This window comes from Micromonospora sp. NPDC005257, from assembly GCF_042872445.1.
Lineage (GTDB): Bacteria > Actinomycetota > Actinomycetes > Mycobacteriales > Micromonosporaceae > Micromonospora.
Map to the genome: position 1 here is coordinate 20,772 of NZ_JBIAKL010000021.1, position 25,520 is coordinate 46,291.

Genomic DNA, 25,520 nt, shown 5'->3' on the forward strand with positions numbered 1-25,520 from the left:
GAGGGCCGCCCGGCGCACTGCGCCGGGCGGCCCTCTTCGGTAGTTCACGTCCGTCCGGCGTCGCCGCGGCGCCGGTGCGAAGATGACGTCGAACTCTGTTCCGTCGGCGGGTGACGTCTCCACCGGGTGGCCCGAGGGGTGCCTGACACACCGTCAGCACCAGCGGCCACCGGTTGTCACAGTGTCGCGGCCGGTGGACCCTCCACGGGCCTAGACTGCCGCCGGCGGGACCGGCAGACCGCGCCGGCAACGGAGCCGGCGCGGCGCCGCGCAGTCGGGGGCGAACCGCCCCGGAGGAAGGTGTCTGCATCGTGAAGGTCGGAATCCCCCGCGAGGTCAAGAACCACGAGTACCGGGTGGCGATCACACCCGCGGGCGTCCACGAGTTCACCCGCCACGGCCACGAGGTCTTCGTGGAGGCAGGCGCCGGAGTCGGTTCCAGCATCACCGACGACGAGTTCGCCGCCGCCGGCGCGAAGATCCTGGCCACCGCGGACGAGGTGTGGGACACCGCCGAGCTGGTGCTCAAGGTCAAGGAGCCGATCGCCGAGGAGCACCACCGGATGCGCGAGGGGCAGGTGCTGTTCACCTACCTGCACCTGGCCGCGTCCCGCGAGTGCACCGACGCGCTGGTCGACCGCAAGGTCACCGGCATCGCGTACGAGACGGTCGAGCTGCCCGACCGGTCGCTTCCGCTGCTCGCCCCGATGTCCGAGGTGGCCGGCCGGCTCGCACCGCAGGTGGGCGCCTTCTACATGATGCGCACCGGCGGCGGGCGGGGCGTGCTGCCCGGCGGCGTCTCCGGCGTGTACGCGGCCAAGACCGTGGTCATCGGCGCGGGCGTGTCCGGCCTGAACGCCGCCGCCATCGCGCTGGGCCTGCAGTCCGAGGTGCTGCTGCTGGACAAGAACGTGGCCCGGCTGCGCTCCGCCGACGCCATCTACCGGGGCCACCTGCAGACCGTCGCGTCCAACGCGTACGAGATCGAGCGGGCCGTGCTCGACGCGGACCTGGTCATCGGCGCGGTGCTGGTGCCCGGCGCGAAGGCCCCGAAGCTCATCTCCAACGAACTGGTCTCCCGGATGAAGCCGGGCAGCGTGCTCGTCGACATCGCCATCGACCAGGGCGGCTGCTTCGAGGACTCGCGCCCGACCACGCACGCCGACCCGGTCTACAAGGTGCACGACTCGATCTTCTACTGCGTGGCGAACATGCCCGGCGCGGTGCCGAACACCAGCACCTACGCGCTGACGAACGTCACCCTGCCGTACGCCCTCGAACTGGCGAACCAGGGCTGGCAGCAGGCGCTGCGCAACGACCCGGCGCTGGCGCTGGGCCTGAACACCCACGCCGGCAAGGTCGTCTACGGCCCGGTCGCCGAGGCGCACGGCATGGACATGCTGCCGCTGGACGAGGTGCTGAGCTGACCGACGCCGCGGTACGCAGGGCCGGTGCGGAACCCGCACCGGCCCTGCGCCGTGCGGTCCGGACCTACCTGGACCACCTCACCGTCGAACGCGGGCTGTCCGCGAACACACTCGCCTCGTACCGCCGGGACCTGGACCGCTACCTGGCCACCCTGGCCGCGGCCGGGGTGACCGACCTGGCCGCCGCCGGGCCCGCGCAGGTCGAGGCCCACCTGGCCCGGCTGCGCGCGGGCGACGACGACCACCCGCCGCTCGCCGTCTCCTCCGCCGCCCGCGCGGCCAGCGCGGTACGCGGCCTGCACCGCTTCGCGCTGCGCGAGGGACTCGCCGGCGCCGACCCCAGCCGCGACGTCCGGCCGCCCGCGCCGCCGCGCCGGCTGCCCCGGGCGCTGCCGGTCGACGCGGTCCTGCGGCTGCTGGAGGCCGCCGACCTGCCCGGCGCCACCGGCGACGCCGCCGCCCGCGCGCTGCGCGACCGGGCGCTGCTGGAATTCCTGTACGGCACCGGCGCGCGCATCTCCGAGGCGGTCGGCGCGGCGGTCGACGACCTGGACCTGGACGCCGGCACCGTGCTGCTGCGCGGCAAGGGCGGCCGGACCCGGCTGGTCCCGGTCGGCGGGTACGCGGCCGACGCGCTGCGCGCCTGGCTGGTCCGGGGCCGCCCGGTGCTGCTCGCCGCCGGGCGTGGCGCCCACGCGGTCTTCGTCAACGCCCGCGGCGGCCCGCTCACCCGGCAGGGTGCCTGGGCCGTGCTGCGTACCGCCGCCGCCCGCGCCGGCCTGCCGGTCGACGGGCCCGACGCGGTCTCCCCGCACACGCTGCGCCACTCGTACGCCACGCACCTGCTCGACGGCGGCGCGGACGTGCGCGTGGTGCAGGAACTGCTCGGCCACGCCTCGGTGACCACGACCCAGGTCTACACGCTGGTGACAGTGGAACGGTTGCGCGAGGTGTACGCGACGGCGCATCCGCGCGCCCTCGCCTGACGGGGCGGCCGACACGCCGACCCGCTACCGAACGTGCTGCTGGCCGGTGGCGTACAGTCGGCATCGGCGCGGGCCTCCAGGTACGACGGACCGGGGGGTGCGCAGCGGCGCCGCGAGGGACGTCGGACGGCTCCGACGCCGGGTGGTCGTCGGGAGGGGGCAACGAGGACATGGCAGGAAACGGTGACCGTGCCGAGACCTGGACGTCGGAGCTCCGTGAGCAGCAGGCGACGCTCGGCGCCGATCTCGGGCCCGCCGACCCGGCCGCGTACACCATGCGCAAGCCGATCCCCGAACCCATGCCGACCGACCGGCACGGCCCGGCGCGGATCATCGCGATGGCCAACCAGAAGGGCGGCGTCGGCAAGACCACGACGACCATCAACCTGGGCGCGGCCCTGGCCGAGTACGGCCGCAAGGTGCTGCTCGTCGACTTCGACCCGCAGGGCGCCCTCTCCGTCGGGCTGGGCGTCAACCCGCACAACCTGGACCTGTCGGTCTACAACCTGCTGATGCAGGACGACGTCACCGCCGAGGACGTCCTGATCAAGACCGACGTGGCCGGGCTGCACCTGCTGCCCGCCAACATCGACCTCTCCGCCGCCGAGATCCAGCTGGTCAACGAGGTCGCCCGGGAGATGGCCCTGGCGCGGGTGCTGCGCACCATCCGCAAGGAGTACGACTTCGTCCTGATCGACTGCCAGCCCTCGCTGGGCCTGCTGGCGATCAACGCGCTCACCGTCGCGCACGGCGTGCTCATCCCGCTGGAGTGCGAGTTCTTCAGCCTGCGCGGCGTGGCGCTGCTGCTGGACACCATCGACAAGGTGCGCGAGCGGCTCAACTTCGACCTGGAACTCGAAGGCATCCTCGCCACCATGTACGACAGCCGCACCACGCACTGCCGGCAGGTGCTCCAGCGCGTGGTCGAGGCGTTCGGCGACAAGGTCTACCAGACGGTCATCACCAAGACGGTCAAGTTCCCCGAGTCCACGGTGGCGGGCGCACCGATCACCACCATGGACCCGGCCTCCTCCGGCGCGCGCAACTACCGGCAGCTCGCCCGGGAGGTCATCGCCGCCCAGTCGGACCGGTAGGGCGCACGCCGGCCGCCCGCCGCGTCGTCTACGGTTTCCCGGTGACCGCACCGCCCCTCGACCCGCCGCACGGCCCCGGCGATCCCGCCGTCGCCGCGGAGCTGGCCGCCGAGGTCGACGGTGTGGTGCCCGCCGACCCGGGCGCCGGCGAGCGGGCGAGTGGCTTCACGGTCCGGCTGGACAACTTCACCGGCCCGTTCGACCTGCTGCTCCAGCTGATCAGCAAGCACAAGCTGGACGTCACCGAGGTCGCCCTGCACAAGGTCACCGACGAGTTCATCGCGTACCTGCGCGCCATGGGCGACCAGTGGGACCTGGACGAGACGAGCGAGTTCCTGCTGGTCGCCGCCACCCTGCTGGACCTGAAGGCGGCCCGGCTGCTGCCCTCGGCCGAGGTCGAGGACGAGGAGGACCTGGCGCTGCTGGAGGCGCGGGACCTGCTGTTCGCCCGGCTGTTGCAGTACAAGGCGTACAAGGAGGCCGCCGCGCACATCGCCGAGCTGGAGGCGGTCGGCGGCCGGCGCTATCCGCGGGCGGTCACCCTCGAACCGCGGTACGCCGAGGCGCTGCCCGACCTGGTGCTCGGCATCGGTCCGGAGCGGCTGCGCAAGCTCGCGGTCAGGGCGATGAGCCCGAAACCGGTGCCCGAAGTGTCGATCGCGCACGTGCACATGGTCCGGGTCAGCGTCCGGGAACACGCCGGCATCATCGCCGACCGGCTGCGCCGCGCCGGGGTCGCCACGTTCTCGCTGCTCTGCGCCGACTGCGAGATGACACTCGAAGTGGTGGCCCGGTTCCTGGCGCTGCTGGAGCTGTACCGGCAGGGCCTCGTCGCGTTCGTGCAGGAGCAGGCGCTGGAGGAGCTGACGGTCCGCTGGACCGGCCCGGCCGAGGGTAGGGCCGAGCTGACAGTCGACGAGTACGCCGGCACCCCCGAACCCACGACCACATCCACCCCCGCCGCCGACGCCGCCGCGCCGAACGATGCTTCCGCATCCGACGCCGGCGTACACGCAGAGGCCGCGGGCGAACCCGCACCGACGCAGGAGTGAGCGGATGAGCGACGAGGAACGGCGCGACTCCCTGGCCGACCAGGCTGCCGCCTGGGTGCCCCCGTGGGAGCGACCCGCCCCGCCCAAGCCTGCCCCGAACGACTCGGACGCGGCCGGGGAGCAGGTGGAATCCGAGATCTCGGACACGTCTGGTTCGCCACAAACGGATCCCGGCGCGGTGTCGGAAACGCCCAGAGATCTGGGCAGCGAAGGGCCGCTGGAGGGGCCTGTTCCTTCCAAGATCGCCGCAACCGGGCCGACTGACGCCGGTCCCGACGGCGTACCCCCGAAGCGGGGACGGCGGCGCGCGCCCGAACCGCCGCCCGCGCCCGTGCTCGACGACGCGGAGCTGCGCGGCGCCCTGGAGGCGATCCTGCTCGTGGTGGACCAGCCGGTCAGCGAGCTGATCCTGGCCGAGGTCCTCGAACAGGACCCGGAGCGGGTCGGCGCGATGCTCGACGAGATCGCCGCCGGGTACACCGCCGCCGGGCACGGTTTCGACCTGCGCCGGGCCGCGGGTGGCTGGCGTCTCTACACCCGGCCGGAATACGCGACGTACGTGGAACGGTTCGTACTGGACGGGCAGTCCGTGCGGCTGACCCAGGCCGCGCTCGAGACGCTGGCCGTGGTCGCCTACCGGCAGCCGGTGACCCGTTCCCGCATCTCGGCCATCCGGGGTGTCAACTGCGACGGGGTGCTCCGTACCCTGGTGGGTCGCGGCCTGGTCGAGGAGTGCGGCACCGAAGCGGACAGCGGCGCCTACCTCTACCGAACCACCACGATGTTCCTGGAGAAGCTGGGGCTGAACTCGGTGGACGACCTGCCGCCGCTCGCCCCGTTCCTTCCCGACGACGTAGAAGAGCTTGCCGATGCGACGCGATGACCGTGCCCCGAAGCCCGACGCCCCCGTGTACGAGGGCGCCGAGCGCCTGCAGAAGGTGCTCGCCGCCGCGGGGGTGGGTTCCCGGCGCGCCTGTGAAGACCTGATCTTCCGGCGCCGGGTGACAGTGAACGGCCGGGTCGCGCAGCTCGGCGACAAGGCGGACCCGGCGCGGGACGTGATCGTCGTCGACGGCGAACGACTCCAGGCCGACGTCCGCCTCGTCTACGTGGCGATGAACAAGCCGCGCGGGGTGGTCACCACGATGGCTGACGAGAAGGGCCGCACCGAGCTCGCCGACTTCATCGGCGCGCGGCTGGAGCAGCGGGTCTACCACGTCGGGCGACTGGACGCCGACAGCGAGGGTCTGCTGCTGCTCACCAACGACGGCACCCTCGCCCACAAGCTCATGCACCCGTCGTACGAGGTACTCAAGACCTACCTCGCCGAGGTGGCCGGGCCGATCCCGCGCAGCCTGAGCAAGCGGCTGATGGCCGGCGTCGAGCTGGAGGACGGGCCGGTGAAGGTCGACGGGTTCAAGGTGGTCGACACGCTGGGCAAAACCGCCCAGGTGGAGCTGACCCTGCACGAGGGGCGCAAGCACATCGTCCGGCGCCTGATGGCCGAGGTGGGACACCCGGTGTCCCGTCTGATCCGTACCTCGATCGGTCCGATCAAGCTTGGCGACCTGCGCACCGGACGGCTGCGGCGACTGACGAACGCGGAGGTCGCCGCCCTGTTCAAGGCGGTGGGTGACTGACCCGCCGATCCGGGTACCGCTCCCGGTAGGCTTCGACGCGGTCCGCGGGCCGGCACACGCCGGCCCGGCGGGACGCCCGCGCGGCGCGGGCACGATTGACGACAGAACCATCCGCTCAACGGCGCCTGACACACCGGGCGACCCGCGAGGTACGGGCTGAGGAGGACAACGGTGGAGGAAAACGTACCGGCCGGGCGATGCGTGGTCGCTGTGGACGGGCCGTCCGGTTCGGGGAAGTCCACCGTGTCGCGGCGACTGGCCACGGGCCTCGGCGCCCGCTACCTCGACACCGGCGCCATGTACCGGGCGCTGACCTGGGCGGTCCTGCGCTCCGGCGTCGAACTCACCGACACCGAGTCGGTGGCCAAGGTCGCCGCCGAGGCCGGCCTCCGCATCGGCACCGACCCCCAGGGGTACGCCGTGACCGTCGACGGCACCGACGTGTCGACGGCCATCCGCGGCGCCGAGGTGACCCGGGCCGTCTCCGCGGTCGCCGCCGTCGCCGCCGTACGCGAGCTGCTCGTGGACCGGCAGCGGCGGGTGATCGCCGACGCGGGCCGGATCGTGGTCGAAGGCCGGGACATCGGCACGGTGGTCGCCCCGGACGCGGACCTGAAGGTGTACCTGACCGCCTCCGAGGCGGCGCGCGCGAAGCGGCGCAGTGCCGAGGACGCCGCGGACGTCGCGGCGACCGCCGCCGACCTGGCCCGCCGGGACCGGCTCGACTCGACCCGCAAGGTCAACCCGTTGCAGCAGGCCCCCGACGCGGTGGTGCTGGACACCACCGAGCTGGGCATCGACGAGGTCGTGGCGCGCCTGCGCGAGATGCTCACGGAGCGGGATGTCTCATGAGTGACGAGGATTTCGGTGGCTGGGTGGAGCTGCGCGAGCCGGAGGTCGACTCCGGTGAGCCGACCGGTCCGCAGCCCGTGGTGGCAGTGGTCGGCCGTCCCAACGTCGGCAAGTCCACGCTGGTCAACCGCATCATCGGCCGTCGGCAGGCAGTCGTGGAGGACATCCCCGGCGTGACCCGGGACCGCGTGCCCTACGACGCGCAGTGGAACGGCAGGTCGTTCACAGTCGTGGACACCGGCGGCTGGGAACCCGACGCCAAGGACCGGGCCGCGGCCATCGCCGCCCAGGCCGAGATCGCGGTGGGCACCGCCGACGTGGTGCTGTTCGTGGTGGACGCCATGGTCGGGGCCACCGACGTGGACGAGGCTGCGGTCAAGATGCTGCGCCGCAGCGCCAAGCCGGTGATCCTGATCGCGAACAAGGCCGACAACACCACCATCGAGATGGAGGCGACCTCGCTGTGGTCGCTCGGCCTCGGTGAGCCGTTCCCGATCTCCGCGCTGCACGGCCGCGGCTCCGGCGACCTGCTCGACGCGATCCTGGAGGCGCTGCCCGAGGCGCCGAAGATCGTGGAGGACCGGCCGCGCGGCCCGCGCCGGGTGGCGCTGGTGGGCCGCCCCAACGTGGGCAAGTCCAGCCTGCTGAACCGCTTCTCCGGCGAGGAGCGCGCGGTGGTCGACTCGGTAGCCGGCACCACTGTCGACCCGGTCGACAGCCTGGTCGAGATCGGCGGCGAGACCTGGCAACTGGTCGACACCGCCGGCCTGCGCAAGCGAGTCGGCAAGGCCAGCGGCACCGAGTACTACGCCAGCCTGCGTACCGCCTCGGCGATCGAGGCGGCCGAGGTCGCCGTGGTGCTGATCGACTCCAGCGAGGTGATCAGTGAGCAGGACCAGCGGATCCTCACCATGGTGGTCGAGTCCGGCCGGGCGCTGGTCATCGCGTTCAACAAGTGGGACCTGGTCGACGGCGACCGCCGCTACTACCTGGACAAGGAGATCGACCGGGAGCTGCGACGCATCCCCTGGGCGATCCGGCTGAACCTGTCCGCGAAGACCGGCCGCGCCGTCGACAAGCTCGCCCCCGCGCTGCGCAAGGCGCTGGCGAGCTGGGAGACGCGCATCCCCACCGCGCAGCTCAACCAGTGGCTCACCGCGCTGGTCCAGGCCACCCCGCACCCGGTGCGCGGCGGACGAGCGCCGCGCATCCTGTTCGCCACCCAGGCCGGGGCGGCGCCGCCGCGCTTCGTGCTGTTCACCACCGGGCCGCTGGACGCCGGCTACCAGCGCTTCGTCGAGCGCAAGCTCCGCGAGGAGTTCGGCTTCGAGGGCAGCCCGATCGAGATCTCGGTACGCCCGCGCAAGAAGCTCGGCCCCGGCGGCCGGGGCAAGGCCCACGGCTGACCCGTTCTCTGCCGCACGCCACCCTCCTAGGATGCTCTAGGGGGTGTGGCGCGCGGCGCGGGAGGGGCCTCTGCGCACGGTGCGAAGATCCTGCGCTAAGCTGTACCGGCTGCCGCGGGGGAAACCTGGCGGGGGCATCGGGACGTGGCGCAGCTTGGTAGCGCACTTGACTGGGGGTCAAGGGGTCGTCGGTTCGAATCCGGCCGTCCCGACAGTAAAAGAGCAGGTCAGGGCCTTGATTCACTTCGGTGGGTCGAGGCCTTCTTGCTGTTCCGTCTCACGATTTATCACGTACGCGCGTACTGCTGACTTTCGTGTCACTGGAGCTACCCGAACAGGCCTGATTCCAGGTGCTCGGCGGCGACCTTGAGGTGGCTGTTGTCCGGGTGGACGTAGACCCGTTTGGCCAGTGTGCCGCCGTCCGCGTGGCCGGCCCAGGCCGCCAGCACGACGTCGGGCACGCCGGCGCCGGCGAGATAGGTCAGGCAGGCGTGGCGGGCATCGTAGGGTCGGACCTTCCGCACGCCGACCTTCTCCATCAGCTTGTAGACCCGGCGGCGCAGCCAGTCGGTGCGTTGGGGGCGGCCGAGCTCGTCGACCAGGACGTAGCCGCTGTCGACATATGCCTCGCCCGCCTGCAGCCGTTCCTTCTTCTGCAGGGTCTGGAAGTCCTTCAGCGCCTTCGCGACCGTGGCGGGCATCGGTAGCCCGCGCTTGCCGGCCGCGGACTTGGCCTCCTTCTCCTCGACCTCGCCGTCGACGAGCGTCCGGGTGTTGTCGCCGGCGGCGATCGTCCCGGCCTCGAAGTCGACATCGGACCACCGCAGCCCGCACACCTCAGCGGGCCGCAGACCCATGAGCGACAGCAGGCAGGGAGCATGCAGACGCTCGTCGGCGATGCCGGCCAGGAACGCCTTCACCTCGTCCTGGGTCCAGGGCTTGCGCCTCGCCTTCTCCTCAGCGGCGGCCTTCGCCGCTGCCCGGGGGATGGTCACGAATGCCGCGACGTTCCGCACCACGAGCTGACGGCGAACCGCGACGTTCAACGCGGTCCGGAGTCGGCCGAGGGTCAGGCGGACCGACCGGACGCCCAATCCGGTCCCTGGCTTACCGCCACGGCGCCGTCCCTCCGTGAGCATCCAGTCGACCAGTACCTCGATGTCGGCCTCGGTGACGTCCTGCAGCGGCTTGGCGCCAAGGCGGACACGGACCGGCAGGAGCGCGTCGCGGTAGTTCGCCGTGGTGGCCTTCTCGACATCGCGGGTGGCGGACGTCAGCCACTCGTCGAGGAACTCATCGACCGTGATCTTGCCTGGCTTGACGTAGGTGCCGCGGCCGGTCTCGTGCTTGATCCGGGCGTACTCCGCCCTGGCTTCCTTCCTGGTGTCGAACGTGTAGGTGCGTTGGTCGCGACGTCCGTCCGGCTTACGCCCGACGTCGAGGACGAACCGGTAGCGGGTCTTGCCGCTGCGAAGGGTGACCTTCTTGATCGGGTCCGAGGCGCTCACGTGCGTCCTGTTCCTTCCATGAGGGATGGGCTGCCGCCCTGGTCTCGTGCGTGAAGCTACTGCGCACTTGACCCGATGGTACCTAAATTAGGTACCTATTCGCGGTCCCGTCGGGCTCGTGGGTTGGTGATTGGTGATAGGCGGTGTGGGATGTGGCAACCTCGACTCGTCACCTAGCCGTTCTGACAGTTCGAGGAGTTGAGGCATGCCGCGACAGCGTCCTGTCGCCGAGAACCTGCCGCCGCTGCCGACGCGGGAAAGGCGGGATCAGCAGGTCAAGATTCGCCTCACACCCTCGGAGATGGAGAGGCTGACGGCGATGCGGCCTGACCTCACGCCGTCCGGCATTCTCGCGCTGCTCGTTGACGACGTGCTCGCCGGGCGGTACCGGCCGGAATGGGCCGTGCCGGAGGAGACAGGAAACGCCGACTGATCACATACCAGTACAAGCGGATGAGTGCTCCTGATTGGCGCCGTGCCGGTCGATGCCGACCAGCCTCAGCAGGTCCGCAGTCCGGACGCGGTATGTCGTGCCAATCCGGAGCACTGGACAAGGAAACGTGTCCAGCTTTGCGAGCTCGTAGGCCTTCGTCCGGCCGACGCCCAGGGCGCGAGCGGCAGTGGAGAGGTCGACAATCGCAGGGAGTCGCAGCAGTTCCTCATGGGTGAGCGAGCTGGTGATCATCTTGCCCAATCCTCCAGGGGTGAGGGGAGTGGACGCCGAGGCGACCGGCTGTCGAGGCACTAATCGGCATGCCCTGACACGACGATTGCGGCCGGCCGTTCTCCGGTGCGCTACCGCCACAGCGGTAGCGGGCAGTTGGCGGCCCTGGTAGCGGTTGGCGGGGCTCGTGGAACCCCTGCAACACTTCACGAATGCTGACCTTGCCGGACACGCCCTGCACTCTGGTGCTCCGTACCGACTTCTCCGACGAGGCAGCTTGGGAAGCGGTGCGCTCGGCGAGCATCGCGCCCACAGCGGATGGGTTCGCGGCGAGTCTGTCCTTCGTCAGCGATCGAGCATTCGCTGACCTGACCCCTGAACAGGTGGCGGCGCTGCCGACGGCTACCTATCGCAGCTTCCTGTTCCTTGTCGACAACGTCACCGTGACCAACGTGGAAACGCCGCTCGTTGCGCTGGACCTGCTCCACCAGCCAGGTCGCTGGTTCCGTGTGGTGCCGGCTGAGATCTGGAGCGTTGAGAACAACCTCTCGATCGCCAACATGGACTTCTTCGAGTTCGCCGACGCGGCAGACCGGGATGGCGTGTTCCGAGGTTTCTCGAAGTAGGTGTCGGGCTGCCAGGAAGCGGCTTCCGAGGTGATGTCTGTCAACGCCGGCTCAACCTTGGCTCTGGCACACATTTTGTGAGTCGCGCTCGGCGGTGGTTCGGGTTGGGTGCCTGGGTGGAGATCATTCCGGCATTGCTGCCGCACCTGACGGGCCTGCGGTTGGAAGCGGTGGTGGTCCGGGGCGTCGGGGTCAGGATCGATGCGGCGACACAGACTGTGCGGGCGCGGTGTGGCACCTGCAGCACCTGGTCGACCACAAGGCATGGTCGCTATGTGCGGCGGCTGGCCGATGTCAGGTTGGGTGGTCACGAGGTGCTGGTCGCGTTGACGGTCCGCCGATTCACCTGCGTGAACGGCGAATGCGGGCGGCGGACCTTCGTTGAGCAGGTCCCGGGCCTGACTCGTCGGCATGCCCGTCACACCGTCGTGGCGGCCGGTGACTTGGAGGCCGTCGCGGTGGCGTTGGGCGGTCGACCGGGCAGCAGGTTGGCGCAGCGGTTGGCGGTGTCGGTCTCCCGGTCAACGCTGATCCGGATGATCCACCGGATGCCCGACCCGCCGCCGGTGACGCCGACGGTGCTGGGCGTGGACGACTTTGCCCGCCGCCGTGGGCATCGCTACGCGACCGTGCTGCTCGACATGCATACCCGCCGACCGATCGATGTCCTGCCCGACCGCACCGCCGACACCCTCGCCGCCTGGCTGCACGACCATCCCGGTGTTCAGATCATCTGCCGCGATCGGGGCGGCAGCTATGCCGAGGGTGCCCGCAAGGGAGCACCTGACGCGATCCAGGTCGCCGACCGGTGGCACCTGCTGAAGAACCTCAGCGACACCGTCGAGAAGGTCATCCGCGGGCACCGCCGATGCCTACGCACCCACGCCGAACCAACATCTTCCCTGGTCACGCTGGCCGCTGAGCCGGGCGAGGCGGGGCGGCGGGCGGCGAACACGCGCCAACGCCACGCGGCCGTGCACGCTCTGCGAGCCGAAGGGCTGTCTATCAGCGCGACGGCCCGCCGACTCGATATGAACGTCAGAACCGCCCGCAGGTACGCCCGCGCCTCCACCGCCGAGGCGTTGATAGGCCCGAACGCCAGCAGCCGACCCAGCGTCCTCGCCCCGTTCCACTCCTACCTGCGGCAACGCCTCACCGACGGCGTCCATCAGACCGCTGACCTGCACGGCGAGATCCTGGCCCGCGGCTACCAAGGCAGCCTGCGGGTGCTGCGGGACTGGCTCACCATCAACCGCGCCCGGCCTGCCCCTGCGACCGCAGTCCGGGTGCCGTCGGCCCGGCGGATCACCGCCTGGATCATGCGACCCGGCCACAAACTCACCGACGACGAACACGTCGATCTCGCCGACGCCCGCCGCCGCTGCCCGGACCTCGACACCGTCGACGGCCTCGCCCGCGGGTTTGCCGCGCTGGTCCGCCATCAAGGAACCGGGCAGCACCTCGACGCCTGGATCAACCGCGCCCGCCGCGCCGGATACCCCGAGATCCGCGGCTTCGCCGCCGGTCTTGTCAGCGACCGCGACGCCGTCGTCGCCGGCCTCGCCCAGCCATGGAGTTCAGGTCCGGTCGAGGGCCAGGTCAACCGCATCAAGACGATCAAGCGACAGATGTATGGCCGGGCGAACCTCGACCTCCTCCGCAAACGCGTCCTGACCAACTCGTGAGCCGCCACCAAGATCAATCACAGAATCTGCGCCAGAGCCAGTTTTCAGGCGGAGCCGACAATGTCCGCGGCGTTGCCGAGACGAACCGCCCGGGCCACTACCGGGTACGTCCTTTGAGTTACGGGATCGTCCTCCGCTCGATGCAGTTCTCAATGCCGACGGCACCCGTTCGGCGTCAGCGCCAGGCGACCGGCCCGGCCGTTCGTCCTGCGTGCTGGATTCCCAGGTCGGGTGCGTGTCGACTTCTCAGGCCAAGAATTGACCGGTTAAGCGCTGGCCTCCTGCCACCGTGATTGATAGACCAGCATGATGACCGAATTTCCGTATGCGAACGGCCGCGTGTTCCTGCAGGGATTCAGTGATGAGGAAGCGGCAGAGGTCATGGATGTCGTCGACCGGATGGCGGACCTGGAGGCGCAGGTACGCCTGGTGCGGACATGGAGGTCTTACCGAACAACGACCTTCATACCGGGGCCGGGCAGCCGGTTGGCGTACGACGACCAGGAGGCACCGCTCGGGGTGTCGGTGAGCCTGCCAGCGCGGATCGGTGTTCACGCGGCTCGTGAACACCTAGATGTCGCGGTCATGCTGTGGGAGGCCGAGTGGATCGCATCCCCAGCAGCTTGGTCATCGCTGTGCCGCCCAGCGCAGCTGAATGCAGCGCAGGTGATCTGGATGCTCGCACCACCGCAGCAGGACGAGCGGATTACGCGGGCGTTGATCACAGCCGCAGATGAGTGCGCCCAGGAGAAGAAGCAGGCCGAGGACGTTGTGCGGTACGCACTCTTGCCACCGCATCGGCTCGACGATGCCCGGGCGCACATTGCAGAGCTGACGGAGTCCCGCCGTCGGCTGTGCGCCGAGCTGACCCGGCGCGGATGCACCCGCCCGAATTTCAACGCCACCGCTGTCGTCCAGTGGGCGGCCGAGCACCTTCACCCGGGCGATGTAGTGAAGCAGTACTCGCACATGTTCATGTGGCGGGTCGGCAGTGGTGCCGCGCACGGGAAGGTATGGCCGGTGCCGATGCTGGCCCGCACACCTGAGAAGTACGACGACTACATTGATGCCCGGCAGGCGCTGGAGCCATCGCACCTACACATGTTCTTCACCGCCGCCACGGCGATGCTGCAGGCGGCGCTGACGCTGCTGGAGCAGCAGACCAGTGCTGGTGAAGAGTAGCCCAGCACCTCGGTGAAGCCTGCGGCTGCAGCTCCCAGAGCGTGCCAATCGAGGCCACCGTCTAGCGCTACCAGCCGCTTATAGTTGCGCTCGCCGCTCGCCCAGGCCGAGCAGGTACCCGGCTGGGGGCTTCGAAGGCGGCTGCGCAGGATCACCGGCTGGCCCGCCTGGGCAGCTGGTGGATGCCCGAGGCGGTCGCGTCGGCGCGGGCACCGTAGGTGCCCGCCGTGACGTGCTTGCCGTCTAGCGCATCCTGCCGGCCCGCGCCGCCGCAGCCGCGACCATACCCGGGATTCTGATAGCCGTCCCCTCAGTGCCGCTTCCGGGCCCGCCCCGCAAAGTAGATCCGGACCACGCAGGGCTCTACCGGATGCGATACCAACGAGCCCATGACGCATCCGGTCGAGCAGGCGGTGGGTGAAGCAAGATATGGCCATTGCTTATCGATCTGCGACCGGGCGCGGTCGCAGATCGGCAATGGAGGCGAGTCCGCGCCTGCCGCGCCGGCCCCGTGTGGGCGTTCGGTTGAGTGCGGCCAGGTAGGTACGGACGAACGGGACCAGTCTCCGGCCCACGCCCAGGCGTAGCGTGACGAACGACGCTGGCGCGGAGGCTCCGGGATTACCCCTGCTACCGCGCCGCTTCCGCTCCTCGCCGCTGCGCGGCTGCGGTGCGGGTCGGCTTGCTCTCGAATGACTACCGCAGCGCCCGCCGATGACCGCAACGACGCCAGCAGGTCGGGCAGGCGCAAGCTTGGCCTTCCCAGACCAGGACGGCAGACCGCGCCCAAACTGGTTCCTACCCGAGGGTCGTCGGTGGGTATGCGGACGCTACCAGCGCAGGCTTGTCGGCGCACGAGGTCTCAGCCACGTATGCCTGAGTGAGGTCCCCCGGACGCTCACTTGCCGGCAGCGCCCGGGGCACACAGTGGCAGGTGATGGACAACGATCAGCCCGCCCCACCCCGGAAGACCCGGCACCGTGCCCACCATCGACCGGCCCGCCCGCACGCGATCCTGCTCCGACTATCGGAGGAGGAAAAGGCTGCGATCGACGCCGCAGCCGCAGCCGCGAACCTGACCGCCACGGGATACGCGGCCAAGGCGGCCGTCGCCGCCGCGACCGCCGGCCAAGCTCCCAACGATGCGATCGGTGACCTGCGAGACCTGCAGCATGAGCTGTTCGCTGCCCGCCGCGCCGTGGTGATGTTCGGCAACAACGTCAACCAGGCCGCTGCGGCCTTCAACGCCACCGGCCAGCTCCCGGACTGGATCACCGACGCCGTTCGACTCTGCGCCGCAGCGGTGGCTCGGCTTGACGAGGTGATCTCATTGGTCCACCGGAGACTACGGTGATTACCCGGGTGCACCGACGCGGCTCGCGGGTCGGTGGGCTGCTGCGCTACCTATGGGGCCCGGGCAAGGCAGAGGAGCACACCAACCCCCACCTGGTGACCGCGTGGGACGGCGGGGGTCCTCTGGCGGACCTGGAGCCCAAGGCCGCCGCCGGCGGTAAGCGGGACTTCCGCGTGCTGACGGCGTTGCTGGAGCAACCGGTTCGGGCGGGCTACCGACCGCCGGACAAGTTTGTCTGGCACGCCAGCATGCGGCTGGCGCCGGAGGACCGGCGCCGCACCATCAGTGACTCGATGTGGGCGGGCATGGCGGTGCAGATGCTCACCGAGGTCGGTGTCGCCACCGCTGCCACCGATCCGGGCCTGCGGTGGATCGCCATGAGGCACGCCGACGACCACGTGCACATCGTCGCCACGCTGGTGCGGGAGGACGGGCGGACCAACTGGATGCGCAACGACTACCCGCGCTGCGTCAAGGCCACCTACAACGTCGCTCGCCGCTACAACCTGCACCGCCGGGTCCCGCCGGCGGACCGGACCGCCCACCGCCGTCCCCACCCGGTCGAGGTCAGCAAGGCCCGCCGCACCGGCCGCGCCCAGACGCCCCGCGGCGAGCTGCGCCGGCGGGTACGCAGGGCCGTGGCCGCAGCCAGCTCGGAGGAGGAGTTCTTCACCCGGCTCCGGGAGACAGGGGTGCTGGTTCGACTCCGACGCAGCAGCACCGACGCCCAGCAGATCACCGGGTACGCGGTCGCGCTTCCCGGCGCCCGGACCGCCGGCGGACAACCGGTCTACTTCGGCGGCGGCCGGCTGGCGCCCGACATGACCCTGCCCAAGCTGCGGGTGCGCTGGGGCACCCCGACACCGCAGCAGACGGCACCAACGGTTGGCCGCAGCGAACGTGTCGAGGCGATGCGCCAGGCCGCCAAGGTGGCCACCGCGGCCGCCGACGACATCCGCCGCGCTGCCCGTACCGAACCGGGCCGGGCGCAGGCCACCGCGGTCGCCGCGGCGGATCTGCTCACCAGCTTGGCGTACGCGATGGAGGGTGACCGGCGCGGGCCGCTGCACCGGGCCGCTGAGGTCTTCGACCGGGCGGCCCGGGACCTGTACGGGCGGGTCCGTCGGCCAACCGGCCGCGGCCAGGAGATGCGCGTTATGTCGCGGCTGGTAGCGCTGATGGGCCGCATCTCCGGCGACGACGACGCCATGGCTGCGCTCGCGCTGGTGATGGACCTGGCCCGCCTCGCCGACACCCTCGAGCAGCTACGCAAGGCACAGCAGCGCCTACACCAGGCCGAGACAGCCCGAGCCGCAGCCGATGCGTTGCGGCTGGTAGCGGGTGGCCGGCAACTGGCGGTAGCGCTGCCGCTCACTGCCACGTCCACCTCCGAACCGACAGTGGGAGGCGGCCGACACGCTGGACGTGGCCGCTGAGCAGGCAAAGGAGGCGCACGTGCCGTACCCGCAGCAACACGAGGACCCGATGGCCGAGACCCGCCAGCAGTTCCTGCAAGGGCTGGCCACGATGGCAACCGTCGGCGAGGCCGGCGCCCGCTGGGCCGCCGTCGGCATCCAGAACAAGGCCGCCGACCGCGAACGCCAGGCCCACCGCGACCAGGCCGCCGCGGCAGCCCGCCGCGAAGCCGACCGACTGGCCGCCAAGGTCCGCGCGGACCGCGAACGAATGGCAGCATCACTCGACGGCGACTGGCTGCTCAACAAGGCCACCTTCGCCGAGGCCGCCGCCGTCTGGCGCACCGCGACCATTCACGCCGGCGCCGACCCGGTCGCCCGGCGGGCAGCAGACTTCGCCGAGCAACGACTACGCCAGTTCCGCCCGGACCTGATCGCCGCCTACGAACGACACCGGCACGCCGGCAGCGCAATCCCCGAGGCCATGCGCGCCGCCGCCCGGGAGGTGTGGGAGAACGACGCCCGCGCGGGCTACCGGCAGCACGGTGCTCGCGCCCACGGCGGGACGCCAGACCGGCAGGGGATCACCCCGGACGGGCCCGCCGCTCTGCCGCGGGGTGGCCGTGGGCAGGTCGACGACTTCGACGCCGCTGTCCGGCAAGAGGCAATGATGCTGGCGGAACACGTACGGCCCGAAGCCCTCGACGAGCTACAGCGCCAGTGGCGTGCCAACGGCAAACTCCCCGCCGGCGAACCCGTGCAGCTCCTTCGCGACCTTACGGTAGAGATGCGTCGGGCCATCAGGACCGGGAACGCCGACGGACGGCCGGTCGAAGGCATCCGCCTCGCGCACAGTCACGTAGAGGAAGCTCTAGCCCGCGACCTGCATGGCAGAGCTGCCGCTGAGCGGGGTGAGGGAGTCCGAGACGGTGGGACGCTGGACGATCCCCGTACCTCGGTCGACGAGCATGCGATCGGGCAGACGGCGGGCGTGGTGCGCGACGACAACGCTGACCACACCGCCGCTACCGCCTCAGTCCACAACGCTGAGGTCCTCGCGACCCCCGCGTGGACGTTGGCCTTTCCCAAGCTTCGCGTTGCCCAAGTCGACGCGGCAGTCGCCGCCAAGCAGCCCGCGGCGGCGACCACCGCAGTCCAGATGCGCGGCAGAGCTCGATGACCGCCAGCTCGTCCCAGCAGACCCCCAACGAGGCGGCAACCCAACTCGATGAGCTTGCCGCTGAGGTGGCGAGACTGACGAAGCAGGTTACCGACCTCCAGCAGACCCATGCCGAGCGTGGCCACGCTGATGACGGGGGCGATCAGCCGCCGCTGTACTCCACGGTCGAGGAGTGGGTGAACACGTACCTGCTGCCGACCTTCCCGCGGCCGGTAAGCGAGGTCGGCATGTCCCGATGGCACTGGTGCGAGCAATGGTGGCGCCACGACGAAGCGGTCACCCGGTTGACCGCCCTCTGGTATGGCTGGGAACAAGCCCGCCTGCAGATGACCGGCATGCTGCACTGGCTCAGAGAACTCGACCACCAGCTGCCCATCCTGTACGGCGACGACGGGCCGTTCCGCAACTGCGCCGTGAGCGGCGACCTCGGGGCGGCGCGGCACCACTCGTCTCCGGAGATGCCGGCCGAACCTGCGCCAGCGGAGTGGTGGAGTTGGTGGGACTGACACCCGTCGCAGGTGGCGATGTGCAAGCCCGTGTATGGGGTGACGTCCCTGCCTGGTCCGTCGCGTGAGCCTCCTGGTCGACGTGGCTAGCATCTACCCGTGATCGAGGAGTTGGTCAGTAAGGCTTCCATCGGGGACGATGACGCGGTCGAGGAGCTGTCCGTCATTGCGGACACTGATCCGGAAAGGCTGACGCCGTACCTCGGTTCCCTGCTCGACCGGGACGTGTTGTGGCCGGCGAAGTTGTACCGGGCGGCGGACGGTGAGGTGGTCCACCGCGTCGTCGAGCGCATCGACGGCGGCCGGACGCCGGACCGGCTCAACCACCTACTGCTCATTCTGGCGCACTCAGGTCACCCGCTGGCCGAGAGCGCCTTGCGCCGCTGGTCGACGCAGTCGCCGGCCGGCGCGGATAAGCTGTACGTCGGTGCGCTGAACTACGCGCGGGAGGGTGGTTGGACGGTCGACCCGGACGGCCGCCGGCGAAACCTGTGCGGCAACAGCGCGTATCGGTGGGGCATGCGCGAGGCTCCGCGCCGCGCGGACCGTCCCACCTGTCCATGGTGCGCGTCGCCACTGTGGACGGCTGCCGTGCTGGACACCGCGGACCCGTCCGTCGGCGCGGCGCTGACGCACACGGGCTGGCCTGGCCGGCTGGTGATCGAGACGTGCCACTTCTGTGCCTGCTACACGACGCTGTACAGCGAGGTCACGCCGGCCGGTGACACTGTCTGGTGGCCCGGCAACACCCGCCCGGGCTACCTGGGCCCCGCCGCGGCGGAGGATCCGCCGGTACTGGTGCCGACCCCCGACGGGGCCCGGCGCGGCCCCTATGGGGCAAGCGCGTGGGAGCAGGGCGGCTCGACGCTGGGCGGCTGGCCCGACTGGATCCAGGACGCCGAGCACGCCTTCTGCCCTGGATGCGGCCAACCGATGGACTACGTCGGTCTGATCGGCGGCGCAGACCTTGACGAGTACGGCGAGGGTGCCTACTACCTCCACCTGCACCACCCGTGTGGGTTCGCCGCGGTGAACTACCAGCAGAGCTGACCACCGGGGTGCTTTACCGCGCATCGCTCGCACGCACGATGCATGCAAATGACGTGCGAGTCAGATCCACGTCCAGGGGCGGACGGCCGTCCAGACGCGCCGGCGCCACCGCGCGCGACGCGGGTGAAGGAACAGACGGATGTCGTCCAGCGCGTTGTCGGCAGTGCCTCTGATGTGGGGCAATGACTGGGCTCGGCGGAAGGGCGGCGACTACTCGCCGTTCGTCCAGTTGACGGTAGACCCTCGCGACATGCCCAAGGCACGTCGCGGCGAGGGCGCTGGCCTGGTGGTCCTCGTGCCCGAGTAACTGAAGATGCAGCTCCTGCACCTCTCTCCAGTCACCGTCGCCGTACAGGGCGGTGCCGACCATGGCGTCCAGTGCGGCCGCCGCGGTCGAGGACGGCGTGTACCTCAGCCGGTGTGGACGACGGCGGGTTGCGGAAGACGTGATGTTCGTGGCCTACCGTGGCATCCTCCCTGGTCAGGGCAGTAGCAGGTGGCCCCAGCGGCCGCGCTGCTCGCTGTCTCGTCGACTGCACCTCCTTGCTCCGATCAAAACTGGGAGCAGGGATCATGTTCAAAAATGGACGGGTACCTTTACGTACGCCACGCCGTCGGTTAGTAGTCGCCTATGGAGCACCTATGGTTCGATCTCGGCGGCTGCGCTGGTGGCACACAACTCGCAGTGCATCTGCGCGGCTCGTCCGCGCGGGTGAGCGTGATGGACGCCGACGAGTACCAGGCATACCTCGACGGCGACGAGTACGAGTATCACGGCGGCTTCTTCGACGTCAGCCCCGTACTCCTCGAGGTGCCGTACGACGACGACTGGTACCTGGTGGTCGACAGCTACCACGGGCGAATCAGGGTCAAGTACGAAGAAGTCTTCGATTGATGCGAGCGGCGTCGCGTCTATATATGGCGCCACCCTGACGAATCGCTGGCATCCGCAGAAGCGCTCGTATCAGCCGGTTAGGGTGTGGCAGCGCGTAATCGCTCTGCCTCTCGGACGACGTCGTACTCGGCTGCCATGATGCGGGCGTGGTTGCCAAAACTCGGGAGACGGTGGCGAGCGCTCATCCGGAACTCCTGCCAGAGTTGCTTGAGGCCGAAGGCTGGACGAGGGCTTTGAGTGACCTTCCCCGGGGCTCGAACCGCAAGGCCCGGTGGAGGTGCGTTACCTGTGGGCTCGAATGGTGGCAGGCTGCGGCGGTGCGAGTGCGAGCGGCGCCCGGCTGTAAGGCTTGCCGGAGCCGTCTGCGACGAAAGGCCGACACGCCGGGGCTGGGCCGTAGCCTGGTGGAAGTCATGCCGGAGCTGGCCGAGGAGTGGCTGGAGTGTCTCACGTATCCCACCGCCACACCGGAGACGGTTAGCGCCCAGTCCTCGGCCGAGGTTCGATGGCGCTGCTCGTCCTGCGGTCACTCCTGGGTGAACCCGATTGTGCGACGGACCCGTTCCGGAGGAGGCGGTTGCAAGCCGTGCGCAGGCAAGCGTCGGGCCGCGGCCAACTCCAGCCGTGTGGCCTGCCGAGTCGGCGACGCCTGCCCGGAGATCGTCGAGTTTTTCCTGCGCTGGGAGGACCGGGCCGAGCAGACGCCGGTGACCGAGGTAAGCGTCCGCTCCGACAAGGTGGCCTGGTGGCGCTGCGGCTGCGGCAATACCTGGCACACTAGAATCCGGCTCCGGGTCGCCGGAAGTGTGTGCCCACGATGCCGGGCCGCGAAGCGTCGGCCGCCGACCACAGCGCCGCTGCGCACTAGCCACCCCACGGTGGCCGACATGTTCATCCGCAACCTGACCCACCCTCACCGCACCCCTGACTCCTTGCCGAAATCTGCGACTGACCGGTGTCGATGGCGGTGCAGCGCCTGCGATCACGAGTGGGAGCAGACGGTGCTGAATGTGGTCGGCGCCGGCCGGCCTTGCCCTCGATGCGCGGAGTTTATGGGCGGCGCACCGCTGGCCGGCCGGTCGCTCGCTGACCTGTATCCAGAGATCGCGGCCCAGTTCGTCGTCAACCAGCGTCGACCTGAGCGGCGCCCCGCACTCCTCCGTCCGAACTCGGTCGACCGATGCCTGTGGCGCTGTGGCGATTGTGCGCACGAGTGGGTTTCTACCGTGACGAACCGAACCGCTGGCCGTGGCTGCCCGCCCTGTGGGCGTCGACGGGCGGGTGAGCTGCTGCGAGATACCGGCGAAGCGGCTCCGTTCAGCAGCACGCATCCGGAGCAGGCCGCCACGTTCGTCGCCAACAAGTCTCACCCTGGTCGGGACCCGCAGAGCTTCACCGCGGGGACTAACGACATCTGCGTCTGGCGCTGCCCGGAGTGTTCCCGGCACTTCGAACGCTCCGTCGCCACTCACGCGACTCGCCTGCTTTGTGCCGCATGCGCGTACCTTGCTCGAGGCGTTGCCAGCCGGGTCGCCCCCGAGAAGAAGTCACTGGCGACGCTCATGCCAGAGGTTGCCTCGTCCTTCGTGGCGAACATCTCCTGGCCGGGGCATGGACCGGAGACGCTGTACCCGCGGGCTGCCGCACTCTGCTCTTGGCGCTGCCGATGCGGTGCGCTCTACGAGGCGCACGTACGCGATCGGGCGAAATCACCGGACTACGGCTGCGGCCGCTGCCGCCGCCGAGGCCGCAGCCTCCTCGAACTGGAGCTCGCCCAACTGCTGGCGGCCGCGACCGGCGACGAAGTCGAAGTCGACGTGCGCCTCGACGGCGGTCGGCGATCAGCGGAGCGGCTGGACCTCTTCCTGTCCTCGGCCGAGATCTACATCGACCTGGACCCGGCCCATTGGCACGCCGGTGCCGCTGCTCACGCCCGTGACCTGCGCAAATCAGAGGTCATGGCCAAGCTGGGCGTGCGCTATGTACGGGTTCGGCAACCCGGCACGCCGCCGGTTCCAGGGGAGACCGTGGTGGCGGGCACCAAGGATGCGACGGAGTGGTTTTTGATCCTCGCGGAGTGGTTGCGGTCGCAGTCCGTGCCGTGCTCGTCGTTGTCTAGCGATCGGATGGCCGTAGCAGTCGCTGCGGCGCGCGAGGAGTGGAAGGCATACCAAAGCACACCACCCGGCGAGAGCCTTGCGAAGCTATTCCCCGCGCTGGCGAGCGAACTGGTCGAGAACTTGACGCGTCCGGAGATGGGTGCGCAGTGGCTGGTTCCCGGCTCCGCAGACCGGTGCGTCTGGCAGTGCGGAACCTGCCGACACGTATGGCGAACCCAGGTAGTCAGCCGAGCCCAGCGCAAAACCGGCTGTCCACCGTGCTCACGGCGGGAACGCTCCTACCAAGCTCGCCTGAGTCGGGCCGAGCTCCGGGTTCGTGACGTCGCTCCCGAGTTGCTTAGCCAGGCAGTGCGGATCCTTGACGTCGACAAAACCCGCGACATCGAGCTGCTCGACCTGGCTCGTGGGTCGACCATCCGGGTGCTCTGGCGATGCCCGGACTGTGCGCACGAGTGGGTTGCGCCCGTCGTCAACCGCACCTCGGGACGCGGCTGCCAGCCATGCAGCATCCGTCGCCGCAGCGCGATCCGCCAGGACCCTCCGCCAGGCGGGTCCCTGGCCGACTTGCATCCTGATGTTGCGGACACCTTCCTGGCGAACCTCGACCACCCCGAGCGGGGGCCTGATCGGCTCCGCCCACGGTCCGGTGACCGCTGCCGTTGGCACTGTCCCTGCTGCGGGTCGAACGAGTGGGAGACAAAGGTTTCCGCCCGAGTCAAGGGGCAGGGCTGCGGACGGTGCCGTGGGCAAAGGACAGGAAGGCCGCGGGTTGGAACCAGCAGGAGAAGAATGCGGCTCGACGAGTTTCGACTGTTTTAAGGGCGTCGGTTGCCCAGTATCGTTCCTCGCACACCTGACAGATAGTGACTCGCGTCCATTGACCCGCTCAGGTATCTCACAAAGGCCCTTTGTTAGATACCTCGAGGTGGCCCAAGCGCCCGGAGCGCTGCCACGAGGTTGCGCGGCACGAGGAAATGAGTCGCTCGGACACCGTGGTCGTAGCCCGTCTGGAACGGATACTCCACTTCCTCCGGAAGCCAGTCTTGCTCGATGAGGGCTGCAGTGATGCGGTTGGTGGGCCTCGTTAGTCCGCGCAGCGTGCGTTCCGCTGGAAACTCGGCGATCGTGTACACCTGTTCCCGCTCGAGTCGACCGTCCTGACGCGCGGCGGCGCGGATCAATTCTGCGTGCATAGGATAGGGACCGGCGAGAACGGTCATCAGCTGGTAAGCTGCCTGTTCTGACCAGCCTCGGATCTCTCGAGGCCTTTGCTCAGGCTGATCTTCAATCACAATGAATGGCTCTGGGCGTCTCCGCTCTCGGGCTCGGGCAGAAAGATGCCGGCGTAGGAACGAAGTGTCAGCGGCGTCGGTTCCCGCTCCGTCCTCAACCTGCTCCTCCTGCGAGGGGAGCGGGGCAGGTGCCTGTATCGGCTCATACCGCAATTGAACCAGCCGATCTTCTAAGAAGATGCTAATCGTCCGCAAGAAGATCTTTTTGGCGTCGGCGGCGCGCCGTCGTTCCTGCTCGGGCGTGGACAGCAACCAGGATTCGAGCGCTCCGGGTAATCCGAACCATAGTCGGAAACCTTCTGGGTGTCCCGCAGGAGTTATGTTCCAGTCTCCACGAACCCCTTCTCGCCCGAAACGAATATTGACGGGTATATGAGTGCCGTGCTCCGCGATGAAAGCCTCGAGCTCCTCCATGCTGTCGGGCTGCATGGCTAGGATGAAGGGCGCTGCAGGAAAACCCAGGATGAGGCCTTCGCCGCTAGCCGAGTCCTGCAGCTCCGCAGTTACTCGGGCAGCCCATTGTACCAAGACATTCGGAGGTAGGCCGCCGCCCGTGCTTTCGGAGACTACATCGGTCGGAGGGATTTCGGTACCAGCATTGCTGAATGCGTTCCGTAGTGCTTGTCGTGTTTGTCGAACAGGAAAGTTCGTGAGATTTGCGTCCTCCGCTTCGGTTAAGATCGTCTTTGCTGCCTCTGCCACCGTCGAAATGAGAGGCTCGAACGCGGGTCCGGAAAGGTCGACAAGCGAGATCTGTTGAGCCAGTGCGTAGCTTTGCGCCTCTTTCTTGAAGCCGGCCCCCGAGAACAAAGCGTAGCGATACTGATACCGACGTAGCGGTTGCCTGTAAGACGTCGACAGCTCGGTCGAGTACTGCTGGTTGACGTCGTCGATCACGCCGTGGGCGTTGCGCACCTCCGCCAAACCGACCTTCGATCCGCGGTTCTTGGCCTCGACGAAGAGTCGAACAGGCAGGGAAAACGGCGTCGGCATAAGCAGATCCCCCAAGACATCTGCTTGGTGATCAGCGCCGCGGCCTCGAACGAGCAGGCCGTGTCCCGCTTGACGTAAGGCTTGCTCATCCGCGTCCGAGTCCTGCAGGAGCCGGTATCCGTTTGAGCTAAGTAGGAAGGCGATCGCCTCTTCTAGAAGGTAACCAGCCAGCGCATCGGCGGAGATCAGTGCCATGGCCCGATCCTCGCACGTGTAGCTCGATGACGGGTGCCGGGCTTCGTTGCAGACGAACGACGGCGAGCAGGTGTCGTTATCCCCGCTCATTCGACGGGTCGCACGGCGCGGGATGCCAGGGACCTCCATCCAGCCTCGACGTGGAATGATCAGCCTCAATGCGTGCAACAGCACCAGCCGATCGGGCCAGGGTCGTCTATCCGTGCTTCAAGCCCTCCCCGGCTTCACCGCCTAGAGTTGGCCAGGGTTCGGGCAGCGCGGCTTCGAGATGCGTGAGCGCGGCGATTGCGACGGTGTCGGCCCCCAGGGCCCCGGCAAAGTCGTGAGGGTGTCCGGCTTGGGTGGTTCGAAGTAGAAGCGCCGGTGTTGGTAGCAGCAAGACGGGCATGACCAGTTCA

The 25,520-nt window shown here is 69.3% G+C and carries 23 protein-coding genes, 1 tRNA gene and 1 pseudogene; 21 read left to right on the forward strand and 4 right to left on the reverse strand.

Annotated features, from left to right (window positions below):
- The first annotated feature begins 311 nt into the window (after window positions 1–311).
- The 9 genes from ald to ACFYO8_RS28900 all read left to right on the forward strand — a co-directional run bounded on the left by ald (window position 312) and on the right by ACFYO8_RS28900 (window position 8,669).
- Complete coding sequence (ald, locus tag ACFYO8_RS28860; RefSeq protein ID WP_354874400.1) at window positions 312–1,427, forward strand: alanine dehydrogenase; 1,116 nt, start codon at window positions 312–314, stop codon at window positions 1,425–1,427.
- Window positions 1,424–2,413 carry a site-specific tyrosine recombinase XerD gene (locus ACFYO8_RS28865; RefSeq protein ID WP_355047331.1) on the forward strand — a complete coding sequence of 330 codons (990 nt, stop codon included), beginning with the start codon at window positions 1,424–1,426 and terminating at the stop codon, window positions 2,411–2,413. The genes ald and ACFYO8_RS28865 overlap by 4 nt, the downstream gene beginning before the upstream one ends.
- Window positions 2,414–2,583: 170 nt before the next feature.
- A complete protein-coding gene (locus tag ACFYO8_RS28870; protein WP_354874399.1) occupies window positions 2,584–3,507 on the forward strand; it encodes an AAA family ATPase in 924 nt (307 codons plus the stop codon).
- A 41-nt stretch (window positions 3,508–3,548) separates the two neighbouring features.
- Entirely contained in the window at window positions 3,549–4,559 is a 1,011-nt protein-coding gene (locus ACFYO8_RS28875; RefSeq protein WP_355047308.1) for a ScpA family protein, read from the forward strand.
- A gap of 4 nt (window positions 4,560–4,563) precedes the next feature.
- Complete coding sequence (gene scpB, locus ACFYO8_RS28880) at window positions 4,564–5,442, forward strand: SMC-Scp complex subunit ScpB (RefSeq protein ID WP_355047309.1); 879 nt, start codon at window positions 4,564–4,566, stop codon at window positions 5,440–5,442.
- Window positions 5,429–6,199 (forward strand): pseudouridine synthase, encoded by a 771-nt coding sequence (locus ACFYO8_RS28885; RefSeq protein WP_354874393.1) that lies wholly within the window; start codon window positions 5,429–5,431, stop codon window positions 6,197–6,199. The genes scpB and ACFYO8_RS28885 overlap by 14 nt, the downstream gene beginning before the upstream one ends.
- Before the next feature lie 171 nt (window positions 6,200–6,370).
- Window positions 6,371–7,051, forward strand: coding sequence for a (d)CMP kinase (cmk, locus tag ACFYO8_RS28890; protein WP_387257777.1), 681 nt, complete (start codon window positions 6,371–6,373; stop codon window positions 7,049–7,051).
- Entirely contained in the window at window positions 7,048–8,457 is a 1,410-nt protein-coding gene (gene der, locus ACFYO8_RS28895; RefSeq protein ID WP_355047310.1) for a ribosome biogenesis GTPase Der, read from the forward strand. Before cmk ends, der begins: the two co-directional genes overlap by 4 nt.
- A gap of 138 nt (window positions 8,458–8,595) precedes the next feature.
- Window positions 8,596–8,669, forward strand: a tRNA-Pro gene (locus tag ACFYO8_RS28900).
- Window positions 8,670–8,783: 114 nt separating this feature from the next.
- Here ACFYO8_RS28900 and ACFYO8_RS28905 read toward each other — a convergent pair.
- Entirely contained in the window at window positions 8,784–9,965 is a 1,182-nt protein-coding gene (locus tag ACFYO8_RS28905; protein ID WP_387257779.1) for a tyrosine-type recombinase/integrase, read from the reverse strand.
- A gap of 205 nt (window positions 9,966–10,170) precedes the next feature.
- Here ACFYO8_RS28905 and ACFYO8_RS28910 point away from each other — a divergent pair, with 205 nt between their 5' ends.
- Entirely contained in the window at window positions 10,171–10,398 is a 228-nt protein-coding gene (locus tag ACFYO8_RS28910) for a hypothetical protein (RefSeq protein WP_387257781.1), read from the forward strand.
- Here the strand turns inward: ACFYO8_RS28910 and ACFYO8_RS28915 are convergent, their stop codons facing one another.
- Complete coding sequence (locus tag ACFYO8_RS28915) at window positions 10,399–10,650, reverse strand: helix-turn-helix transcriptional regulator (RefSeq protein WP_387257783.1); 252 nt, start codon at window positions 10,648–10,650, stop codon at window positions 10,399–10,401.
- A gap of 191 nt (window positions 10,651–10,841) precedes the next feature.
- Here ACFYO8_RS28915 and ACFYO8_RS28920 point away from each other — a divergent pair, with 191 nt between their 5' ends.
- The 11 genes and pseudogenes from ACFYO8_RS28920 (at window position 10,842) to ACFYO8_RS28970 (ending at window position 23,461) form a co-directional block, all read left to right on the forward strand.
- Window positions 10,842–11,255 carry a DUF6924 domain-containing protein gene (locus tag ACFYO8_RS28920; RefSeq protein ID WP_387257785.1) on the forward strand — a complete coding sequence of 138 codons (414 nt, stop codon included), beginning with the start codon at window positions 10,842–10,844 and terminating at the stop codon, window positions 11,253–11,255.
- 116 nt (window positions 11,256–11,371) lie between these two features.
- On the forward strand, window positions 11,372–12,940 hold the full coding sequence (locus tag ACFYO8_RS28925; RefSeq protein ID WP_387257787.1) for an ISL3 family transposase: 1,569 nt from the start codon (window positions 11,372–11,374) through the stop codon (window positions 12,938–12,940).
- Window positions 12,941–13,249: 309 nt separating this feature from the next.
- Window positions 13,250–14,122, forward strand: a complete 873-nt coding sequence (locus tag ACFYO8_RS28930; RefSeq protein WP_387257788.1) for a hypothetical protein — start codon at window positions 13,250–13,252, stop codon at window positions 14,120–14,122.
- Between the two features lie 937 nt (window positions 14,123–15,059).
- Window positions 15,060–15,476, forward strand: coding sequence for a plasmid mobilization protein (locus tag ACFYO8_RS28935; RefSeq protein ID WP_387257790.1), 417 nt, complete (start codon window positions 15,060–15,062; stop codon window positions 15,474–15,476).
- Window positions 15,477–15,484: 8 nt separating this feature from the next.
- Window positions 15,485–16,912, forward strand: a complete 1,428-nt coding sequence (locus ACFYO8_RS28940; RefSeq protein ID WP_387257791.1) for a relaxase — start codon at window positions 15,485–15,487, stop codon at window positions 16,910–16,912.
- A gap of 19 nt (window positions 16,913–16,931) precedes the next feature.
- Window positions 16,932–18,071: a hypothetical protein gene (locus ACFYO8_RS28945; RefSeq protein WP_387257793.1), complete on the forward strand. Its 1,140-nt coding sequence runs from the start codon at window positions 16,932–16,934 to the stop codon at window positions 18,069–18,071.
- Window positions 18,068–18,577: a DUF4913 domain-containing protein gene (locus ACFYO8_RS28950; RefSeq protein ID WP_387257794.1), complete on the forward strand. Its 510-nt coding sequence runs from the start codon at window positions 18,068–18,070 to the stop codon at window positions 18,575–18,577. Before ACFYO8_RS28945 ends, ACFYO8_RS28950 begins: the two co-directional genes overlap by 4 nt.
- Before the next feature lie 99 nt (window positions 18,578–18,676).
- Window positions 18,677–19,627, forward strand: a complete 951-nt coding sequence (locus tag ACFYO8_RS28955) for a hypothetical protein (RefSeq protein ID WP_387257796.1) — start codon at window positions 18,677–18,679, stop codon at window positions 19,625–19,627.
- A 631-nt stretch (window positions 19,628–20,258) separates the two neighbouring features.
- Window positions 20,259–20,522, forward strand: a complete 264-nt coding sequence (locus ACFYO8_RS28960) for a DUF1883 domain-containing protein (RefSeq protein ID WP_387257797.1) — start codon at window positions 20,259–20,261, stop codon at window positions 20,520–20,522.
- A 170-nt stretch (window positions 20,523–20,692) separates the two neighbouring features.
- Window positions 20,693–22,009: pseudogene (locus ACFYO8_RS28965) on the forward strand (zinc-ribbon domain-containing protein); the annotation flags it as partial.
- Window positions 22,010–22,108: 99 nt separating this feature from the next.
- Window positions 22,109–23,461 (forward strand): zinc-ribbon domain-containing protein, encoded by a 1,353-nt coding sequence (locus ACFYO8_RS28970; protein WP_387257802.1) that lies wholly within the window; start codon window positions 22,109–22,111, stop codon window positions 23,459–23,461.
- A 92-nt stretch (window positions 23,462–23,553) separates the two neighbouring features.
- On the opposite strand, the gene ACFYO8_RS28975 is transcribed toward ACFYO8_RS28970, so the two are convergent.
- Both ACFYO8_RS28975 and ACFYO8_RS28980 read right to left on the reverse strand, forming a co-directional pair.
- Window positions 23,554–25,122, reverse strand: coding sequence for a hypothetical protein (locus ACFYO8_RS28975; RefSeq protein ID WP_387257799.1), 1,569 nt, complete (start codon window positions 25,120–25,122; stop codon window positions 23,554–23,556).
- A gap of 196 nt (window positions 25,123–25,318) precedes the next feature.
- On the reverse strand, window positions 25,319–25,520 hold a 202-nt coding region (locus tag ACFYO8_RS28980), incomplete at its 5' end, for a hypothetical protein (RefSeq protein WP_387257800.1).